This window comes from Desulfocurvus thunnarius (assembly GCF_055390965.1).
Map to the genome: position 1 here is coordinate 1483561 of NZ_AP042411.1, position 19790 is coordinate 1503350.

At 67.1% G+C, this 19790-nt stretch carries 17 protein-coding genes and 1 tRNA gene; 9 read left to right on the top strand and 9 right to left on the bottom strand.

Translation table 11 applies throughout. The annotated features are described in order from the left end of the window. Positions 1 to 111: 111 nt before the first annotated feature. The 3 genes from ACZ5KV_RS06375 to ACZ5KV_RS06385 all read right to left on the bottom strand — a co-directional run bounded on the left by ACZ5KV_RS06375 (position 112) and on the right by ACZ5KV_RS06385 (position 4704). On the bottom strand, positions 112 to 1392 hold the full coding sequence (locus ACZ5KV_RS06375) for an MFS transporter (protein ID WP_464241509.1): 1281 nt from the start codon (positions 1390 to 1392) through the stop codon (positions 112 to 114). A gap of 61 nt (positions 1393 to 1453) precedes the next feature. Further along, complete coding sequence (locus ACZ5KV_RS06380) at positions 1454 to 3580, bottom strand: TonB-dependent receptor (RefSeq protein WP_464241510.1); 2127 nt, start codon at positions 3578 to 3580, stop codon at positions 1454 to 1456. A gap of 251 nt (positions 3581 to 3831) precedes the next feature. Further along, the gene (locus tag ACZ5KV_RS06385; protein WP_464241511.1) at positions 3832 to 4704 is read right to left on the bottom strand and encodes a helix-turn-helix transcriptional regulator; all 873 of its coding nucleotides are present in this window, start codon (positions 4702 to 4704) and stop codon (positions 3832 to 3834) included. A 295-nt stretch (positions 4705 to 4999) separates the two neighbouring features. Between ACZ5KV_RS06385 and ACZ5KV_RS06390 the strand changes: the two genes are divergently transcribed. From ACZ5KV_RS06390 to ACZ5KV_RS06400, 3 genes are all read left to right on the top strand, one after another. Then, positions 5000 to 5470 carry a MarR family transcriptional regulator gene (locus tag ACZ5KV_RS06390; RefSeq protein WP_464241512.1) on the top strand — a complete coding sequence of 157 codons (471 nt, stop codon included), beginning with the start codon at positions 5000 to 5002 and terminating at the stop codon, positions 5468 to 5470. A gap of 70 nt (positions 5471 to 5540) precedes the next feature. Next, a complete protein-coding gene (locus tag ACZ5KV_RS06395; RefSeq protein WP_464241513.1) occupies positions 5541 to 9542 on the top strand; it encodes an acyl-CoA dehydratase activase in 4002 nt (1333 codons plus the stop codon). A gap of 77 nt (positions 9543 to 9619) precedes the next feature. Further along, positions 9620 to 10141 (top strand): class I SAM-dependent methyltransferase, encoded by a 522-nt coding sequence (locus ACZ5KV_RS06400; RefSeq protein WP_464241514.1) that lies wholly within the window; start codon positions 9620 to 9622, stop codon positions 10139 to 10141. Between the two features lie 139 nt (positions 10142 to 10280). Here the strand turns inward: ACZ5KV_RS06400 and ACZ5KV_RS06405 are convergent. Next, a tRNA-Ala gene (locus tag ACZ5KV_RS06405) sits at positions 10281 to 10356 on the bottom strand. Between the two features lie 123 nt (positions 10357 to 10479). Here ACZ5KV_RS06405 and ACZ5KV_RS06410 point away from each other — a divergent pair. Further along, positions 10480 to 11016: a FlxA-like family protein gene (locus tag ACZ5KV_RS06410; protein ID WP_464241515.1), complete on the top strand. Its 537-nt coding sequence runs from the start codon at positions 10480 to 10482 to the stop codon at positions 11014 to 11016. Between the two features lie 210 nt (positions 11017 to 11226). Here the strand turns inward: ACZ5KV_RS06410 and ACZ5KV_RS06415 are convergent, their stop codons facing one another. The 4 genes from ACZ5KV_RS06415 to ACZ5KV_RS06430 form a co-directional block, all read right to left on the bottom strand. Continuing rightward, positions 11227 to 11664 carry a hypothetical protein gene (locus ACZ5KV_RS06415; protein ID WP_464241516.1) on the bottom strand — a complete coding sequence of 146 codons (438 nt, stop codon included), beginning with the start codon at positions 11662 to 11664 and terminating at the stop codon, positions 11227 to 11229. Positions 11665 to 11757: 93 nt separating this feature from the next. Beyond that, positions 11758 to 12684, bottom strand: a complete 927-nt coding sequence (gene hemC, locus ACZ5KV_RS06420; RefSeq protein ID WP_464241517.1) for a hydroxymethylbilane synthase — start codon at positions 12682 to 12684, stop codon at positions 11758 to 11760. A 57-nt stretch (positions 12685 to 12741) separates the two neighbouring features. After that, entirely contained in the window at positions 12742 to 12975 is a 234-nt protein-coding gene (locus ACZ5KV_RS06425) for an FmdB family zinc ribbon protein (protein ID WP_464241518.1), read from the bottom strand. Positions 12976 to 12993: 18 nt separating this feature from the next. Next, positions 12994 to 13611, bottom strand: a complete 618-nt coding sequence (locus ACZ5KV_RS06430) for a D-sedoheptulose 7-phosphate isomerase (protein WP_464241519.1) — start codon at positions 13609 to 13611, stop codon at positions 12994 to 12996. Between the two features lie 373 nt (positions 13612 to 13984). Here ACZ5KV_RS06430 and ACZ5KV_RS06435 point away from each other — a divergent pair, with 373 nt between their 5' ends. From ACZ5KV_RS06435 to ACZ5KV_RS06455, 5 genes are all read left to right on the top strand, one after another. Next, positions 13985 to 15145: an ABC transporter substrate-binding protein gene (locus tag ACZ5KV_RS06435; RefSeq protein ID WP_464241520.1), complete on the top strand. Its 1161-nt coding sequence runs from the start codon at positions 13985 to 13987 to the stop codon at positions 15143 to 15145. Positions 15146 to 15277: 132 nt separating this feature from the next. Beyond that, a complete protein-coding gene (locus ACZ5KV_RS06440; RefSeq protein WP_464241521.1) occupies positions 15278 to 16204 on the top strand; it encodes a branched-chain amino acid ABC transporter permease in 927 nt (308 codons plus the stop codon). An 18-nt stretch (positions 16205 to 16222) separates the two neighbouring features. Further along, the gene (locus ACZ5KV_RS06445; RefSeq protein ID WP_464241522.1) at positions 16223 to 17299 is read left to right on the top strand and encodes a branched-chain amino acid ABC transporter permease; all 1077 of its coding nucleotides are present in this window, start codon (positions 16223 to 16225) and stop codon (positions 17297 to 17299) included. Between the two features lie 22 nt (positions 17300 to 17321). Further along, positions 17322 to 18089 carry an ABC transporter ATP-binding protein gene (locus ACZ5KV_RS06450; RefSeq protein WP_464241523.1) on the top strand — a complete coding sequence of 256 codons (768 nt, stop codon included), beginning with the start codon at positions 17322 to 17324 and terminating at the stop codon, positions 18087 to 18089. Continuing rightward, complete coding sequence (locus ACZ5KV_RS06455) at positions 18089 to 18814, top strand: ABC transporter ATP-binding protein (RefSeq protein ID WP_464241524.1); 726 nt, start codon at positions 18089 to 18091, stop codon at positions 18812 to 18814. The genes ACZ5KV_RS06450 and ACZ5KV_RS06455 overlap by 1 nt, the downstream gene beginning before the upstream one ends. Before the next feature lie 353 nt (positions 18815 to 19167). Here the strand turns inward: ACZ5KV_RS06455 and ACZ5KV_RS06460 are convergent, their stop codons facing one another. Further along, positions 19168 to 19662, bottom strand: a complete 495-nt coding sequence (locus ACZ5KV_RS06460) for a rubrerythrin family protein (RefSeq protein ID WP_464241525.1) — start codon at positions 19660 to 19662, stop codon at positions 19168 to 19170. Between the last annotated feature and the right edge of the window lie 128 nt (positions 19663 to 19790).

The following is a 19790-nucleotide window of genomic DNA, read 5'->3' on the forward strand; positions in this document are numbered from 1 at the left end:
AACTAAACTATGCGCCCCAAAAAAATCGGCCCGCCATTTTGGTAAAGCACCTAAACCGTAATGTCAAACCAAAAGGACAAGCGCCCCCTTGCGGGGAGAACCCGGAGCCGGTCAGGGCCGCCAGGCCTCCGCTTTCCGGGGCGGGGGCGGTACAGGGAGGGCGGCCGCGGGGCCCCTGCGCAGGACCGACTCGGCAGCCGCAAGACCGGCCAGGCAAAGCACTGCAAAACCTATGTACAGCGTGCCGAGGCCCAGCGCGTCCCCCAGGGCGCCGCAGGCCGGGGCCAGGGCCAGGGGCACGAGGATGAACAGGCTGCTGAGCACGGCGAAGCCCGTGCCGGAATGGGTCCCGGCACAGGCATGCATCATCAGGGTATAGCCCCAGACCGTCACCCCGCCCATGAGCATGTTGTCCAGCCCGAGGAGCAGGGCCGCGTGCAGCGGCTCGATGCGCCCGGCGCGGGCGCAGGCGGCGGCGTACAGCGCCGCGGCCACGACGACCGCGCCGAAGGCCCGCAAAAACACGCGCGGCCCCAGGCGATGCAGCAGCCAGCCGCTGGCCACCGTGCCCGCGAGCCCCGCAGGATAGGCATAGCGCATGAGCAGTTCACCCATGGTCCTGGAGTCCAGGCCCAGGTCCACCAGCAGGGGCGGGCGCATCTGGAAACAGGAAAAGGCGAAGGCCGTGGGCGCCACGAGGACCACAAGCAGGCGCAGCACCTCGCCCTGGCGCAGGAAGGCCAGGGCGCCGCCCCGGGTGATGTCCGTCCCCTGCCCGGACCGGCGCGGCGCGATCTCGCGGTGCAGGACCACGGGCAGGCTCAGGACGAGAACCGCAGCCGCCAGCGTCCGGCAGAGAAAGGCCCACCCCATGGTGGAATGCAGGAACAGCATCAGCCCGCCGCCGAGCATCATGCCCACGTACCGGGCCGAAGCCTGCACGGTGTTGCCCCAGGCCCGCTCATGGGGGGCCAGCATGTCCGTGGCGTAGCCGTCCACCGCGATATCGTTGGTGGCCATGACCACGTTCAGACCCAACAGGGTGGCGAACATGGCGGGGAAGCGCGTCTCCGGGGGGAAGCCCCCCGCCAGCAGGAGCAGGCAGGCGCCCAGCCATTGCAGGGGGAATATCCAGGTCCGCCTCCTGCCCAGGGCCGGGAGCCAGGTGCGGTCCACCCAGGAGGCGTGCAGGAATTTGAGCGCCCAGGGCAGGTGCAGCACGAAGAGCAAGCCGATGCTTTTCAGGCTCATGTGCTGCTGGCGCATGATCACGGGCAGGCTGCCGAAGACGTACCCCAGGGGAATGGCCTGGCAGAGGTACATGCTGGCCAACAGGGTCAGCTTCAGGGCCGTGTTGCCGGGGGCGGAGGATGCGGGGGCGGGAGGTGTCATGGACGACTCCGGGAGATTGCCCGGCCGGGCTGTTTACTGTTTCGGTCGGTTCTTCGCCTGGCTAGAAGCGATACCGAATGGACACGCCCAGGGTCCGGGGGGGGCCGTCCTCGGCGATGCCGGCGCTGGTGTTCTCGAAGAGCACGTATTCCTTGTCCAGGGCGTTCCTGATCCAGAAATACACGTCCAAATCCTCGCCCTCCAGGCCCACGCGCAGGTTGACCAGTTCGTACGCCCCGGCCTCGACCTCGTTGGCGTCGTCGAAGAAGCGCGCACCCGTGCCGTTCAGATCCATGCGGCCGAACAACCGCCAGCCGGACCACAGGGGGCGGCGGTATTCGGCTCCGAGGCTGTAGGAGTGCTCGGGCACGCAAAAGACCCTGTTGCCCGCGTAGTCCACGCCGGTCACGGCGTCGCTGTAGGAGTCGAATTCGGCCTGGATCCAGGCGTAGCTGGCGCTCAGTTCCAGCTCGCCGGTCACCTTGAACCGGGCCTCCGCCTCCAGCCCCTGGCGGTGGGAGCGGCCCGCGTTGGCCGTGTAGGACTGCATGGTCGCGGCGTCGAACAGCGGGAGCTGTTCGTCCTCGATGGTGGTGTAGAAGGCCGCCGTGTTGAGCATCAGGCGCTTGTCGAGCAGGAAGGACTTCAGCCCGACCTCGTATTGCCAACTGTATTCCTCGTCGAAGGCCTCGCTGCCCGCCGGGGCCGATGCGTCGTTGCAGCCGCCGCTGCGGTGGGCCCGGGCCGCCGTGGTGTAAAGGGTGTGGTCCTCGTCCATGTCCCAGGAGAGGGCGAACTTGGGCAGCAGGGCGTTGAAGTCCTGGGCCTGGTCGACCTGGTCCACCCTGGTCGTGGCGCCGCCTGCGGGAGTGTTGAACTGCTCCGAGACCGTGCCCGCCTGCTCGTATTCCCCGCGCAGGCCCACGGTCAGATCCAGGTTTTCTAAAAGCGCATAGGCCAGTTGCCCGAACAGGGCGCCGCCCTTGTTGGTCCGGTGGGTGTCGAAGCGCACCACCCGGCCCGGGGCCGCCGAATTCGCGCCGAAAAGGTTGGAGATGTCGGTGCGGCTGTGCAGGTGGAAAAGATAGGTTCCGGCCAGCCAGGACACGGGGCCGTTCCCCTCGGGCGACGCCAGGCGGAACTCCTGGGACAGGTCCTGATCCGTCTGCCGGTAGCGCTTGCGCATGGTGTCCAGGGGGCTGAAGTCCGCGTCGATGCGCTCGTCGCTGTCGTAGTCGCGGAATCCGGTGATGGAGCGCAGGGTGCCCCAGGGGGCCGAATATTCGGTGTCCAGGGCTGCGCCGAAGCAGTCGTTGTCCTGCGAGCCCTCGAAGTCGTGGGAATAATGACCCGCCTCGTCGGCGGCAAAAGTCCCGGCCTTGACCAGGGCATTGCGCGCGGTACGCCTGGCCGAGTAAGCCCCGTCGTCGTGGCGCTGGCCGTCCAGGGTCAGGTTCACGTCCAGGTCCCCGGTGGGCGTGTAGCGCAGGCGCATGCGCCCGGCCTTGCCGTCCTGGTGGCGTCCGTCCTCGCCGTCGGCGTCCACGTCGTTTTCCATGAACCCGTCGCGCACCGAGCTCAGGCCGTAAAGCCCCAGATAGAGCGTGTCCTCGACGATGGGGCCGGAGACGCTGCCGCGCAGGGTGCCCAGGTCGTAGGAGCCGTACTCCGCCTCCAGACCGGCCGCGGGGGTGTTTCCGGGCTGGCGGGTAGCGACGTTGATGACCCCGCCCAGGGTGTTGCGCCCGTACAGCGTGCCCTGGGGCCCCCGGAGCACCTCGACGTGCTGCACGTCGAAAAGCGGGAAATTGAACATGTAGGACTTGGAATAACTCACCCCGTCCACGAAATAGCCCGTGGAGGGCTCGCCCGTGGGGATGCTCTTGATGCCGCGCAGGAACATGAGGCCGTGCCTGCGGCTGCCGAAATCGTTGAACTCCAGGCCCGGCACATGCTCGGCCAGGCCGGTCGTGTCCTGGATGCCCATGTCCTCGATGTCCGTATCCTCCAGCACGGTCATGCTCATGGGAACGTCCTGGGCGTCCTCGGTGCGCTTCTGGGCGCTGACCACCACGGGTTCGAGCTGGCAGGGGGGCTGCTGCGCCTCGTCCCCGGCCTGGACGGGCAAGGCGCAGCAGATCGCGCCCAGGGCCAGAAGTGCTATCTTTTTCAATGGGCTTCGTTTCATGTCTCCTCTCCTCGATGCGCTGAAGGTTCGCTCCGGAACGCGGACCCCGTCGGCGGTTCGCGATGGGAGGCGCAGTGCCGTTCAAGGAGAGGCTAGGGCAGAAAGGGGCTCCGATTCTGCCCTGAAAACATGATGTTTTGCTCTTTCGTATAGTGACGCGCCGCCCCGGGGGCGCAAAAAATGCGCCGCGTGCGGAAAACGCAAGGTGCCGGAGCGTTGCGCCCCTCTCACGCGGCCGCTGCATCCGCAGCTTAGAGCGCGAGCGGCGTGCCGTTCATGCGAATGGACTTGAGGTGCTTTTTGGGAAGGATTCCGAACCGTTTTTTGTACGCCGCGCTGAAGTGGCTGATATTTATGTATCCTATGGACCATGCCACCTCGCTGACGTTCATGTCTCCCGTCTCGAAAAGCAGACGCGCCTTTTGCAGACGCTGCTCCTTGAGATAGCCGTGGACGGACGCCCCGAACATGTCCTTGAAACCGCTTTGAAGCTTGGCGACGCCCATGCCGTATTGCCGGGCCAGGTCGCCGAGATGCGGCGGGGCGGCGCACTCGCTCTGCAACTGGTCGCGGATGGCGTACAACGTCTTCCTGTCGCCCGGGCCGAGGGCCACGGCGGCTCCGCCCCGGTCCGGCCCCAGAGCCTGCAAGCCCAGAAGTTCGAGAGTCTTGCCCTCCAGGTACAGGACTCCGGGCAAGCCGCTTTGCAGCGCCAGAAAGAGTTCGTTGGCGGCGGTCAGCACCTGGGGGGAGAGGCGCATCTGGCGGCAGAAATCCTCTTCCCGGCATGCGGAGAACCGCCGCAACTCCGGGTGGGCGCGCGCCATATCGCCACGCAGCAGCCCGGCCAGGGCCGCCGGGGCCACATGGATGTGCAGCAGGCGCACGCGCTGGCCTGCCGCGAAATGGGCGGTTCCCGACATCTCGCGCAGAAAGGCCATGCCCCCGAGCCCGGCCGAGTTGTCCATGGTCATGGACCCCAGCGGACTTGCGCGCACGGCGTTTCGCAGCGCGCCCTCCAGAAAGAAACCGAATTCCACCAAGGCGCTGCGCTTGTCGTAGGCGAAGGCCGCGTCGCTGTCCGGGGTGGCGTCCAGCAGGCTGACGAAGACCCCCTCCCGCACCTCCCGCTCCCTCCACCGCGAAAGGATCGCGCTGTCTTGGAACCGGCGCAGCCTGGACCCGGGGCACGCGGCATCGGCGCGTGGCCTGGACCTCGGAGGCGAGGGGAGGACGGCTGGGAGCATCACGGACCTTCCGTTGAGAATGAAATCCAATTTCTTTCAACCGGCTCTAGCCCCCGCCGCGCCCCCTGTCAATACGAATCTCGTATCTCCTTGATTCAACTGGCAAGATTGACACCGGGAGATACGCTGAAAGTCCTTGACATGATTGGTTAAGCAGGTTTACCAAGTCCGCATGAGCAAACAGGCATCCCTGGATCGGGTCGTGCGCAGGCTGCGCCGCATCATCATGGCCCACATGCGGATCGAGGAACACCCCGTGCCCCTGGGCGGGGGTGTCGCGCTGTCCACCAGCGAAGTGCACTGCCTGCAGGCCATCGGCGAAAACGAGGGCGCCAACGTCAAGGACGTGGGCGACGCCCTGGGGGTGACCAAGAGCGCGGCATCCCAGATGGTGGGCAAGCTGGCCGGAAAAGGCTTTGCCGTGAAACGCCCCGCCACGGACAACAACAAGGAAATACTGGTTTTTCTGACGCCGTCCGGCTGGGACGCCTTTGCGGCCCACAAGGACTTTCACGAGCGCCATATCCATTCCCTTCAGGACCGCTTGGGGAACTACAGCGAGGAGCAGGTGGAGACCGTGGACCAGGTTCTGGCCGAGGTGGAGGCCGTGATGCACGAACGCATGCGGGATATCCTGGGGTAGGGGATTTTTTTGAACTAATGGTTTAGACTCTTAACCATCGCCGCGGGCATCAGGCCCGGAGGATTGCGACATGCTCAGTCTCGGCATCGACATAGGCTATTGCGCGGTGAAGATCGCCCTGGTGGACCAACACGGCCGGGTGCGCCTCGGCCGCTACCGCGCGCACCGGGGCCAGCCCGGCCAGACGCTGCGCGCCTTGCTGGAGGACTGCGCCCGGGCCGGGCTGGCCCGGAACATCGCCACGGCCGCGGCGGTGGGCAACGGCGCGGAACTGCTGGCCCGCACAAGGGCCGTGAGCCGCGTCAACGAGGTCGCCGCCCTGGTCGAAGGGGCCCTGCTCCTGGCTCCGCAGGCGCGCGGGGTGATCGAGATCGGGGCCCAGACGGCCAAGTATCTCACGGAGTTCTCGCCCCAAGACAAGAGCCGGGTCCGGGTCTCCTTCAATTCCAATTGCGCCTCGGGAACGGGGGCCTTTCTGGAGGAACAGGTGTCCCGGCTGGGGCTGGCCATGGAGGACTACTCCACGCTCGCCGACCGCGCCGGGAGCACCCCCCGCATCGCCGGACGCTGTAGCGTGTTCGCCAAGACGGACATCACCCACCACCAGCAGGAGGGCGTGCCCGTTCCCGACATCCTGCGCGGCCTGGCCTACGCCACGTGCCGCAACTACCGGGGGGCGGTCATGCGCAAGCTGCCCCTGGTCCGGCCCCTGCTGTTCGTGGGCGGCGTGTCCCGCAACGAGGCCATCGTCACGGCCCTGCGCGACATTCTGGAAACCCCGGACATCCAGGTCCACGAACATTCCGCCTGCGCGGGGGCCGTGGGCGCGGCGGCGCTGGCAGCGAAACAGGCCCTGCGGGCGGACATGGACACCCTCCTGCGCATGGACATGGCCGGTCCTGCCCCGACCGGAAGCGACGAAGCGGGCCTGACCCTGGCGCCGCTGGCGGATTTCGGCACCGACGACGCCTCCGGCAGGCACAACCTTTCGGCGCCCGACGGGGAAAACGGCTCCACGGACTGCTGGCTGGGCATCGACGTAGGCTCCACCAGCACCAACCTGGTGCTCAGCGACGACCGGGACCGGATTCTGGCCTTCCGCTATCTGCGCACATCCGGAGACCCCGTGGCCGCCGTGCGCAAGGGCCTGGCCGAGCTGCGCGAGGAGGTCGGCGGCACGGTGCGCGTGGCCGGAGCCGCCACCACGGGCTCGGGCCGCCACATGATCGGGCGGCTGGTGGGCGCGGACCTGGTGCGCGACGAAATCACGGCCCAGGCCCGGGCGGCCCTGGCCGTGGATCCCACAGTGGACACGGTCTTCGAGATCGGCGGACAGGACTCCAAATTCATCGCCCTGGAAAACGGCGTGGTCACGGATTTCCAGATGAACAAGGTCTGCGCCGCAGGCACGGGCTCCTTCATCGAAGAGCAGGCCAAGAAGCTCGGAGTGCCCCTGGAGGACTTCGGCCCCCTGGCCCTGGCCGCCGAAAATCCCGTAAACCTGGGCGAACGCTGCACGGTATTCATGGAGGCCGGGGTCTCCACCCGCCTCGGCGCGGGCGCGCGTCTGGACGATCTGGCGGCGGGGCTATGCTATTCCATCATCAGGAACTACCTGAACCGCGTGGTGGGCCGCAGGCGCATCGGCAGGAACATCCTGTTCCAGGGCGGGCTGGGGCACAATCAGGGCGTGGTCAACGCCCTGCGCGCCCTGACCGGGAAGGCGGTGTCGGTGCCGCCCTTTTTCAGCGTCACCGGGGCCTGGGGCGCGGCCATCCTGGCCCGCGAAGACATTGCCGCCACGGGCCGGGCCACGGCCTTCAAGGGCTTCGAGGCCCTCGCCGGGCAGGACGCTCCGGCCCGGGAAGGCGGCGCGGCCGCCGGTCCCGCGGTGCGGGTCGAGTCCGGCTTCAGCAGGGATGTGGCGGCATGCATGTTCAGGGGGCACGACCCTGTCCCTGATCCGGCGAAGCCCACCGTGGGCATCCCGCGCGCCCTGTTCACCTACGGCATGTTCCCCATGTTCGCGCCGTTCTTTTCCGCCCTGGGCTGCAACGTGCTGCTGTCCGCACCCAGCAGTGAGGAGACCGTGCGCCTGGCCCAGGAATACTCCCTGGACGAGACCTGCTATCCGGTGAAGCTGATCAACGGCCACGTGGCCGAGCTGGCGGCCAGGGGCGTGGATCATATCTTTTTTCCGGACCTCCACACCGTGTTCCATCCCGGCTCCAAGGCCCGCAGGGACTACGGCTGCGCCTACATGCAGGTGGCCTTCAGGATCGTCAGCCAGGCCATGAACCTCAAGGCCCGGGGGATCGGCCTGCTGGCGCCGACCATCGCCTTCGGCATGGGGCCGGAGTTCATGCGGAACGGCTTCCTGGGCATGGGTCGCGCCCTGGGCCGCGGCGACGAGGAAACCATGGCGGCCCTGGGGCAGGCCATGCGGTCCTACAAAACCTTCGAGCACGAGATGGAGGCCCGGGCCGCGGGCACCCTGGCCGGAATCAAGCCGGGCGGGAAGACCTTCGTCATGATCTCCAAGATCTACGGGGTGGCGGACCAGATGCTGCACATGGGCGTGCCGGACCGGCTGCGGGAAATGGGCCACGAGGTCCTGCCCTTCCACGACCTGCCTGACAACGACATTTTCACGCGGCATCCGAACATGTACTGGCCCTTCGGCCAACACATGCTTTTCGCCGCCCGGGCGGCGCGCCACCATCCGGACCTGTACGCCGTGCTCCTGACCCACCACGGATGCGGCCCGGACACGGTGCTCTCGCACTACGTCCGGGAAATCATGGGCCCCAAGCCGTACCTGGCCATCGAGGTGGACGAACATTCCTCGGGGGTGGGCGTCATGACCCGGGTCGAGGCCTTCGTGAACAGCCTGGAAAAGACACCGCCACGGGCCGGGAAGCGGATCACCAACGTGGCGGAGCTGCCCCGCGACCCCGCACCGGGAATACTCGCAAGCCTGGGTTCCTGGGACGGGCGGGGTGTGCTCTACGTGCCGCGCCTGTTCCCCTATACGGAACTGGCCTGCGCGGCGCTGGGGGCCCGGGGAGGCAACGTTCTGCCCCTGGCTCCCTCCAGCGGGAGCACCCTGGCCCGGGGCAGGCGGCACACCACCGCCAACGAGTACTTTTCCATGGCCGCTCTGCTGGGCGACATTCTGGCGACCCTGGAAAACGCCGCAGGCGGAGCCGGGGCGGTGCTCGTGCCCCAGAACGAGGGCGCCGAGGTGGACGGCCAGTACGCACGCTTCATGCGCGCCAAGCTGGACGAAGAGGGCTTCGGGGACGTGGTTCTCCTGGCCCCTTTCCTGGAGGACCTGCCCGCGCTGCCTGAAGAAACCGTGCGCGGCCTGTTCCATTGCCTGCTGGCCGGAGACATCGTGCTGGCCACCCCGCCCGCCCGGCGCGCCGGGGCGCTGGACACCGCGCTGGATCTGGCGCGCAGCGGGGCTCCCCGCCTGGAGGACCTCGTGAACCTGGCCCGGGCCGCGGCCCGGCCCGGGGGCGCGGGCACCGGGGGCAAGGCGGTCTTCGCCGTGGGCGAACCGCTCGTGCTGTACAACGACATGCTCAACGACGGGCTGTTCGCGCACATGGAGGAACAGGGGCACAGCGTACTGAGGGCGCCTTTGGCGGAGGCTTTGTGGATGTTGTGGCGCGACCATGCGACGCACGGCGACCCGGGGCGCCCCGCCGGAGTCGCCGCCCTGCTCGACGAACTGGCGGCCGCCATGGCGGAGGTCTCCCGGGCCCTCGGGCCGCGCAGCCCCTTTGGGGGTGATGCCGAGGAGCTGCGCCGCGAGGCCGACACCGCACTGGGCTTCTATGACGGGGCTTTCGGGCGCTGGCGCGCGGCCAGGATGCGGCTCCCGGCCCAGGGCGCGGACGGGGTGCTCGCCGTGTCCTCCATGTACGAAAACACGGGCATCTCCCTGGACATCCTGCACCGGGGCGCGGCGCGGGATGGCGGACGGCCCGTGCTGCATCTGGTGTTCGACGGCACGCGGAACGAAAGCGACAGGGCCAGACTCGAATCTTTTCTCTACTACCTGTAAACGGAGGAGCCATGAACTTGCACACGCATTGCGGGCACACAGGCCCGGGCAAGGCGCCCGGACGCAGCAGCTACGGCATGCATGATTCGGAAAAATTGTTCGGGGCCCTGGGGCTGGAAAACGGGCAGGCGTTCCTGGACCTGGGCTGCGGCCCGGGCGATTACGCGCTGCGCGCGGCCCGCCTCGTGGGGGCGCAGGGGCGCGTTCTGGCCGTGGACCGGTCCGCGGAACTGGTGCGCCACGTCTCCACCCGGGCCGCGGCCGAGGGCCTGACGCATCTGGAGACGCTTGCGGCGGACATCACCGGGGAGCTGCCCTTGCGGACGGGGAGCTTCGACCTCTGCCTCCTCTGCACGGTGCTGCACAGCCTGGGGCACGAGAAACGGGGCCGGGTGCTGCGCGAAGCCCACCGCCTGCTCGCCCCGGCAGGACGGCTGGCCGTGGTGGAGATCAAAAAGGAACCCATGGACTTCGGCCCGCCCCTGGAACAGCGCCTGTCCGAGGACGAACTGGAGCGGCTGGCGGCGGACACGGGGTTCCGGCGCATCCTTTCGACGGGGCTCGGCCCGACCCATCTGGGAATATTCGCGGCGCAGTGAAGCCACGGCCGGAACGGATGCCCGCCAAAACGGGCAGCCGCCCGGCACCGCCGCCCCGGCGGAGTGGCGACCGGGCCCCTCCCCCGCCGGAGAACAACGAAAAAGGGTTCCGCAGCAATGCGGAACCCTTGGACTATCGTGGTGGAGCTGGACAGAATTGAACTGACGGCCTCTTGAATGCCATTCAAGCGCTCTCCCAACTGAGCTACAGCCCCACGCTTTGGGAACGACAAACTGCCTTGGGCGTGGTGAAATGTCAACGGAAAAATCCCGGGGCCGTGAAATTTGTGCGCGGGGATCAAGTTTGCGCGGGAAGTGCCGATAACAGGACAGGGGGCATGACAATGAGTACGGAACTCACGGGAAGCATCGCCGCAGACGCACAGCGCCAGGAACTGTTCACCCAGCCCCGCAAGGCCGCGGAGGAGGCTGCGCCTCAGGGCGACGCCCGGACCGAAGTGCAGGGCGGAGCCCAGGCCGCGGAGCGCCCCGACACCATGGCCGACTACGTCGTCGAGCTCTCCGAGGCGGCCCGGCGCCTGAGCCGCCAGGGGAACCCCTTCGCCAAGGCCCTGAACGGCGCCACCGGCGCGGCCGGTTCCGCCGACGAGCAGGACGACGACAGCGCCAACAGCGTCACCCGTCAGATTCAGGAGATCAAGAAGCGCATCGAAGCCCTACGCAAGGAGCTGGACGAGATCAACCAGAGCGAGGGGACCTTGGAGGAGAAGCGCTCCAAGGCCGCCGTGAAGGAAGCCGAGATCGCCGCCCTCCAGGCCCAGCTCATGGAACTCATGAAAAAGCAAGGCGGCCAGAGCATGCCCGCCGCCCCCAGCGGGGGAAGCGCCTTCTACAACACCGGCTCCCTGACCTGACGACCCGTCCGGGCGACTGAAAAGCGACGGCCCCGAACCATGCGCATGGTTCGGGGCCGTCGCTTTTCAGGGAGTTGACCGCATGGGCCGACGCCCCGGGCCGTGGGCATCCGGCGGCCGCAGGCGGCAGCCCCCTTAGTCTCCGCTGCCTTGGGCACCCCGGGCACAACCCGGCAAGCCCCCCTGCGGCCCCCGCGGGCCGCCGCCCGTTCATTCATAGCGCGACAGGAACAGGAAATCCGCCATGGCCCGACTGCGGACCGTGGCCGCGCCGCTCAGGTCGCAGGCGTATTCCAGGCGCTCCAGGGTCAGGGTGCCGGTGCCCTTCCAGGGGTCGAAGCCCGCCACGAGCACCCCGCGCGCGACAATCGGCCCGTCCTCGAAGGCAAAATCCAGGGTGGTCTGTTCCAGGTCCAGGGTGGCCTGCGCCACCGGCTTGCCGAACACGCGCACGCCCACGTCCAGCCGGGGGCCGTCGCCGGGGGCCGCCCAATCGACCACCACGCACTGCACCAGCCGCTGCCCGGCCTGGGGCGCGGGCTGCCCGGGCGCAGGCTCGGCGGCAAGCGCCGCCCCGGCCCACAGGGCCGCCAGCAGCCCCATGCTCCACAGCGCCGCCCAGGCTCGCCGCCGCTCGTCCTCACTCATGGCATCCTCCGCCGGGCGCAGGCTCGCCTCGCGCGTCCCGCGCATCCTGCGCCGCCGGATTCGCCCCGGCCGCCCGCGCGGCGCGAAGCCCGATCAGGCGCCGTACACGCGGGCCAGGATCTCGCGCCCGCCCTCGTCCAGCACGTCGTCGGCCAGGGCCAGCCCCAGCTCGAAGGCGTCCTCGGCGTCGCCCTCCGCCTCGCGGCGGATGACCGCCGAGCCGTCCACCTCGGCCAGCAGCCCGTAAAGCCGGACCCGCTCGCCGTCCTCGCGCAACTCGGCCCAGGCCGCGATGGGCACCTGGCAGCCGCCGTCCAGCCCGGTGAGGAATCCGCGCTCGGCGCTGACGGTGATGGCCGATTCCTCGTGATCCAGGAAATCCAGGAACTCGCCCATGGGCCCGTCTTCACGGAATTCGAGCCCCAGCGCGCCCTGGGCCACGGCGGGCAGGAACAGCGGCGGCGCCAGGAGCGCCATTTCCGGAACGGACAGCCCCAGGCGGCGCAGCCCGGCGGTGGCCATGACGATGGCGTCGAACCGGCCTTCCTCCAGCTTTCGCAGCCGGGTGTCCACATTGCCGCGCAGGTCGCGGATTTCCAGATCGGGCCGCAGGCTGCGCAACTGCGCCGCGCGGCGCAGGCTGCTGGTGCCGACCACGGCGCCCCGGGGCAGGGCGTCCAGCCCGCCGAAGCGCATGGACAGCAACGTATCGGTGTTCTCCGCACGCTCGGGGATCACGCCGATGACCAACTCCTCAGGCAGCGCCACGGGCACGTCCTTCATGCTGTGCACGGCCAGATCGGCCCGACCGTCCAGCAGGGCTTCCTCGATTTCCTTGACGAACAGCCCCTTGCCGCCGACCTTGGACAGGGGCACGTCCAGGATCTTGTCGCCGGTGGTCTTGATCAGCAGCAGTTCCACCGCCGTGCCCGGGTGGTGGGCCTCGATGCGGTCCTTGATGTGGTTCGCCTGCCACAGGGCGAGCCTGCTGCCCCGGGTGGCGATGGTTACCTTGTGCATCCGGTCCTTATCCTTAAAGAGATATGATGCGCGCCCGAAGGCCGCGCGGTTGGGGGCCTAGTGGCAGGTGGAGCAACTGCCGCCGGAACAGCCCGCACAGCCGCCGCCCGACGAGGGGGCCGAGGCCTGGCCCAGCCCGGCGCCGCCCGCGGACTTGTGGCGGCAGCAGGACATGAGCCGCCCCGTGCGCTCCGACCCGCAGGCCGGGCATTTCACGGTCTCGCCGGAGCCGAGCACCAGTTCCTCGAACTCCTTGCCGCACTTCTCGCACTTGTATTCGTAAATCGGCATCGCGCCCTCCGTGGGATGCTAGTCGCCTTCGAGGTACGGGGTCAGTTCCATGACCGCCTCGAAGAGGTAATAATCCACCAGCCTGCACAGCATGTGCCCCGCGGCGATCTGCACCTCCTGCACCAGCGGGGTGTGCCGCCCGGGGACCATGAGCAGGTGGTCGCAATAGGGCGCCATTTCCCCGCCGCCCTGGCCCGTGAGCCCGACGGTGACCACGCCCTTTTCGCGCGCGGCGCGCAGGGCGTGGACGAGGTTGGCGCTGTTGCCCGAGGTGGAGATGGCGCACAGCACGTCGCCGCGCGCCCCCAGGGCCAGGACCTGCTTCTCGAACACCTGCTCGAAGCCGTAGTCGTTGCCGATTGCAGTAAGTATGGATGTGTCGGTGGTCAAGGCCACGGCGGGCAGCGGCGGCCGCTCCAGCAGGAAGCGGTTGACGAACTCCGCCGCCAGGTGCTGGGCGTCGGCGGCCGAGCCGCCGTTACCCGCGAAAAGCACCTTGCCGCCACGGGCCAGACACACGGCCATGACCCGGGCCACCTCCACGACCTTGTCCACCTCGTCGCGGAAGAATTTCTCCCTCAACTCGCACCCGGCGGCCGAGTGTTCCAGCACGATCCTGCGGGTCTCACCGGACATGGCGTCCCTCCCTGTTCCTGCGGCTGCGCCCTTGCGGGCGGGCCTTATGAGCTACCGTAAAACCCCGGCGAGCACAACAGCGGGCGGAAGCATCCGACCCTGCGCCCCCGAAGGCACCCAAGCGGGGCAACGGGCATTTATGGCCGACTCGATTTCGCAAAGAGAAAAAAACATGCTTCACATTTTTGTAAATCGAAAACCCGCGCCATTCCTGGGCCCTTTTCCCGAAAACAGGGCCTCCTGGTTCCGAAATCCCGCGCCCGGGGCGGATTTTGGCATTTTTGTCCACGCTTGATTCTTCCTATTTGCCCGGAGTTCATGTATCTGAATCCATCGTCAGTTGCGAACCCGTTTTCCACGAGAGGAGGATTTCATGCGTAAAGCCCTTTCCCTGGCCCTGGCATCGGTGTTCCTGATGTCTTCGGTGGCCCTGGCCGCCGAGACCATCAAACTCGGCTTCAACCTGCCCCTGACCGGCGACATCCCCAAGGTCGGCGAGTCGTCCAAGAACGCCGCCGAAATGCTCAAGGAGGACATCAACTCCGCGGGCGGCCTGGAGGTCGGCGGCCAGAAGTACATGCTCGAGTTCATCTACGAGGACAACGAGTCCAAGGCCGAGTCCGCCGTCAACGTGGCGCTCAAGCTCATCGAGCGCGACCAGGTCGTGGCCATCGTCGGCCCGAACTCGTCCAAGCAGGCCGTGCCCGCGGGCGGCACCTGCGACGACAACCAGACCCCGATGATCTCCCCCTGGTCCACCAACCCCGACGCCACCCTGGACCGCCCCTGGGTCTTCCGCGCCGCGTTCCTGGATCCTTTCCAGGGCCCCGTGGCCGTCGACTTCGCCACCAAGACCTTCGGCGCCAAGTCCGCCGCGGTGCTCTTCGACATCTCCAACGACTACTCCAAGGGTCTGGCCGAGATATTCAAGGCCGACTTCGAAAAGAAGCATGGCGCCGGCACCGTCCTGGCTTTCGAGTCCCACGGCACCAAGGACCAGGACTTCTCCGCCCAGTTGACCAAGATCATCGCCGCCAAGCCCGACTTCATCTTCCTGCCCGACAACTACAACCAGGTGGCCCTGATCCTCAAGCAGGCCCACGACCTGGGCTGGACCGGCCCCGTCATGGGCGCCGACGCCTGGGGTTCGGCCGAGCTGATGACCCTGTGCGGCGACGACTGCAAGGGCCAGTACTTCTCCACCCACTACGCGGCCGCCGGCGCCAAGGGCGCCACCAAGGTCTTCATCGACCGCTACAAGGCCAAGTACAACGAGACCCCCGACGACGTGGCCGCCCTGACCTGGGACGCCACCAACATCGTGCTGCTCGCCATCCAGAACGCCGGCAAGGTGGAATCCGATGTCCGCAAGCAGCGCGCCGCCATCCGCGAGGCCATGGCCGCCATTCCCTCCTTCGATGGCATCACCGGCTCGATGAAGTTCGACGAGCAGGGTGACCCCATCAAGTGCGCCGTCGTGGTCAAGATCAGCGACGCAGGCGAGTTCGTGTTCACCGAGCAGGTCTGCCCGTAGGCACCGCCTGACGCAAAGGACGCAACGGCGGCGGAGGCCAAACGGTCTCCGCCGCCTCGTTCATCCGACCCCCCGCCGCGCCCGGGCCGCGCGCCGCGCCCGCCCAAGGCGGCCAAGGAGGAGCTTTCCGCCGTGGAAATCCTGATCCAGAACATCATCAACGCGCTCCAGTTCGGCAGCTTCTACGCCCTCATCGCCGTGGGCTACACGCTGGTCTACGGCGTGCTGCTGCTCATCAACTTCGCCCATGGCGACATCTTCATGGTCGGCGCGTACATCGCCTTCTTCGTCGCCACGTTCTTCCTGGGCGAATACGGGGTCGTCTCCCCGGGCGCCCTGTCCGGCATGGTCGTGCTCATGCTCTCCATCCCGCTGACCATGCTGCTCACCTCGTGCGTGGGCGTCACGCTGGAGCGCATCGCCTACCGCCCCCTGCGCAACAAGGGCGCCCACCGGCTCTACGTGGTCATCACCGCGCTCATGTGCGGGCTGGTGCTGGAAAACGGCAACCTGGCCCTGCTCGGCGCAAGCCGCAAGAAATTTCCCGAACTCATCGACAAGACCATCTGGACCCTGGGCGACATCTCGGTGACGAACCTGAAGGTCGCGGTCATTTTCACGGCCATCGCCGTGTTCCTGTTCCTGCACTTCATCGTCACCAAGACCAAGATCGGCATGGCCATGCGCGGCATCTCCTACGACAAGTTCGCCATCCCGCTCATGGGCATTCCCGTGAACACCATCATCGTGTTCACCTTCGTCCTGGGCTCCGGCTTCGCGGGGCTGGCCGGCTTCATGTTCGCCATGTCCTACCCGATCCTCGAGCCCTACATGGGCGCGCTCATCGGCTGGAAGGCCTTCATCGCCGCCGTGGTCGGCGGCATCGGCGACATCCGCGGGGCGTTCCTGGGCGGATTCCTGCTCGGATTCATCGAGATCGGCGTGGTGGCCGTGTTCCCCTCCACCCTGCGCGACCTGATGGCCTTTTCCGTGCTGCTGCTCATCCTGTGGTGGAAACCCACGGGCCTGTTCGGCGTCGCCAAGACCACGAAGATCTAACCAAGAGACGGCTCAACCATGCAGAAATACACCTTCAACGCCCTTCTGGCCGTCGGCGCCCTGGTTCTCGTGTTCCTGGCCCAAAGCGGACACATGGACCTCTACATCCAAAGCGTCATCATGCTCATGGGCATGAACATCATCCTGGCCACCAGCCTGAACCTGGTCAACGGCTACATGGGCGAGTTCTCCTGCGGCCACGCGGGGTTCATGTGCGTCGGCGCCTATGTCTCCTCGGTCATCACGGTCATCTTCTTCACCAAGGACCGCGTGTTCGGCCCGCCCCTGCTCGACCCCTCCCTGGCCATGTGGTTCTTCCCCGCGGCCATACTCATCGGCGGGGTGGCCGCCGCCCTGGTGGGCCTCATCGTCGCCCTGCCCTCGTTCAAGACCCGCGGCGACTACCTGGCCATCATCACCCTGGCCGTGAACTACATGGTCATCTCCGCCATCGAGAACATCGATATCATCGGCGGGCCGCGCGGCTTCTCGGGCATGAAGCGCGTCATGAACTCCATGCAGGACACCATCGACATCCCCTGGATGCTCATCTGGGTTCTGCTGGGCACGGCCTTCTCGGTCTGGATTCTGCGCCGCTTCGTGGCCTCGACCTACGGCAAGGGCATCATCGCCATCTGCCAGGACGAGGTGGCCGCCGAGATCATGAGCGTGAACACGAACAAGATGAAGCTCATCGCCTTCATGCTCTCCTCGGGCGTGGCGGGCATCGCGGGCGGGCTGTTCGCCCACGCCTACGGCTACGTGAACCCGCAAAGCTTCAACATCCTCAAGTCCACCGAGTGCATGGTCATGGTCTATCTGGGCGGCATGGGCTCCATGTCCGGCGCGGTGCTGGCCGCCGTGCTGTTCACCCTGCTCATCGAGGCCCTGCGCTTCGGCATCCCCGCCCTGGACGGCATCATGCACACCATCGGCCTGCTGCCCGACAGTTACGAGATATCCCAGGTCTGGAAGTGGGTCATCATCCCGCTCGTGCTGATCCTGCTCATGCAGTTCAGGCCCGAAGGCATCCTGGGCAACAAGGAACTTTCCGACGTGTTCCCGCGCCTGCGCAGGTTCTACACCTTCAAGTAACCGCGACCCGGAGACCGGACCCATGGCTCTGCTGGAAATACAAGGACTGACCCAGAAGTTCGGCGGCCTCCAGGCCGTGTCCGACTTCAACATCTCCATCGAGAAGGGCTCGCTGGTCGGCCTCATCGGCCCCAACGGCGCAGGCAAGACCACCATCTTCAACCTGACCTCCGGGTTCTACCAGCCCACCGAAGGCACCATCACCTTCGACGGCCGGAACACCCGGGGCCTGAAGCCCCACAAGGTCACCGCCCTGGGCGTCGCGCGGACCTTCCAGAACATCCGGCTGTGGCACGACATGACCGTGCTGGACAACATCCGCATCGCCCAGCACTACCGCATGGGCTACAGCCTGTGGGACTGCTTCGCGCGCACCAAAAACCACACCCGCCGCGAACGCGAAATCGACAGGATCGCCTTCGAGCTGCTCGACGCCATGGACCTGCGCGCCTGCGCCGACGACCGGCCCCGGAACCTGCCCTACGGCCTGCAACGCCGCGTGGAAATCGCCCGGGCCATGTCCATCCAGCCCAAGCTGCTGCTGCTGGACGAGCCCGCCGCGGGGCTGAACTCCGCCGACGTGGAAGGCCTGATCAAACTCGTGCAGTGGATTCACCGCGAGTTCGACATCACCATCTGGATGATCGAACACCAGATGAAGGTCGTCATGACCCTGTGCTCGGAAATCAAGGTCATCGACTTCGGCGCGACCATCGCCGAGGGCGGCCCCGAGGACATCCAGACCAACCCCAAGGTCATCAAGGCCTACCTGGGAGACGAGAACATCTGATGCTGCTCGAAATCCAAAACCTCTACGTCAAGTACGGCAACATCGAGGCCCTGCACGGCATCTCCTTCTCCGTGGACGAGGGCGAAATCGTGACCCTCATCGGCTCCAACGGCGCGGGCAAATCCACCACCCTGCACGCCATCATGCGCCTGCCCCCGCCCGAGGCCCCCAAGGTCACCTCCGGCGACATCCTCTTCAAGGGCCAGTCCATCCTGAGCACGCCGCCGCACAAGGTCGTGTCCGACCTGCACGTCGCCCTGACCCCCGAAGGCCGCCACATCTTCGGCAACCTCTCGGTCATGGAAAACCTGACTCTGGCGACCTACGCCCGCAAGGACACCGACAACCTGCACCGCGACCTGGAGCGCATCTTCGACCTCTTCCCCCGGCTGGCCGAGCGCCGCAAGCAGCGCTCGGAATCCCTGTCCGGCGGCGAACAGCAGATGCTCGCCGTGGGCCGCGCCATCATGAGCGGCTGCAAGGTCCTGCTCCTGGACGAACCCTCCATGGGCCTGGCCCCCCTGCTCATGTACGAGATGTTCCGCACCCTGAAACAACTCAACGAGGAAGGCCTGACCATCCTGCTCGTGGAGCAGAACGCGCGCCTGGCCCTCAAGTTCGCCCACCGGGGCTACGTCATCGACACCGGCGAGATCGTCGCCCACGGCCCGTCGGACACCCTCATGAGCGACCCCGAGGTCAAGAAGGCCTACCTCGGCGGCTAGGCAAAACGGCCGCGGCCGCCACGAAGGGTCGGCGGGGGACAAACGACAGGGCACCCCGACCAAAGCCGCCCCCTCCCAAAAAACAACCGGGCCGGATTCCCACTCAGGGAATCCGGCCCGGTTGTTTTTTGGGTCCGGCGGGGCCGCTTGCGGGCGTCAACGCTCTCCGGCCTCTCCTGAAGCCGCCCCAACGCCCGGCCCGGCCCCCGCCCCGCAACCGCGTGGGCTTTGCCGCGCGGTTGCGGGGCGGCGTACGGGGTCAAGGGGTCGTTGCCCCCTTGCGGGGGATGCCGGGAGACGGCGCCCCCCGGCCGGGGTCCGGGGCAGCGCCCCGGCAACCGCCAGCCGGACGATTACTCCACCTTGAAGAACGCCTTCTTGGCGGCTTTGCAGACGGGGCAGGAATCCGGGGCCTCGTTTTCGACAGTGTGGCCGCACACGGAGCAGACGTAGTACTCGGCGGGCTCGGGGTTCTCCAGCGTCTCCAGGGCTTTGCGGTAGAGCTTGGCGTGCACGGCCTCGACGACGTTGGCGAACTCGAAGGAACGCAGGGCGGCCTTGTGGCCTTCGGCCTTGGCGTCCTCGATCATGGGCGGATACATTTCCTTGAACTCGTGGGTTTCGCCCTCGATGGCCTCCTTGAGGTTCTCGGCGGTGGAGCGGATACCGCCCAGGGCGCGCAGGTGGGCGTGGGCGTGGACGGTCTCGGCGGCGGCGGCGGCGCGGAACAGGCGCGCGGCCTGGGGGAAGCCTTCCTTGTCGGCCTTCTCGGCGAAGGCGAGGTATTTGCGGTTGGCCTGGGACTCGCCGGCAAAGGCTTCCAGCAGGTTCTTTTCGGTCTTGGTCATGATTCGCTCCTTTTGCATTGCGTTTTCATTATCAGGAATTGTTCCTGACAGGAGTCAAAGTACAACATTTTCAGGGAAGGTCAAGGGGCGGATCGATTTTCTCCCCCCGGACGCCGTAAGGCGGCGGG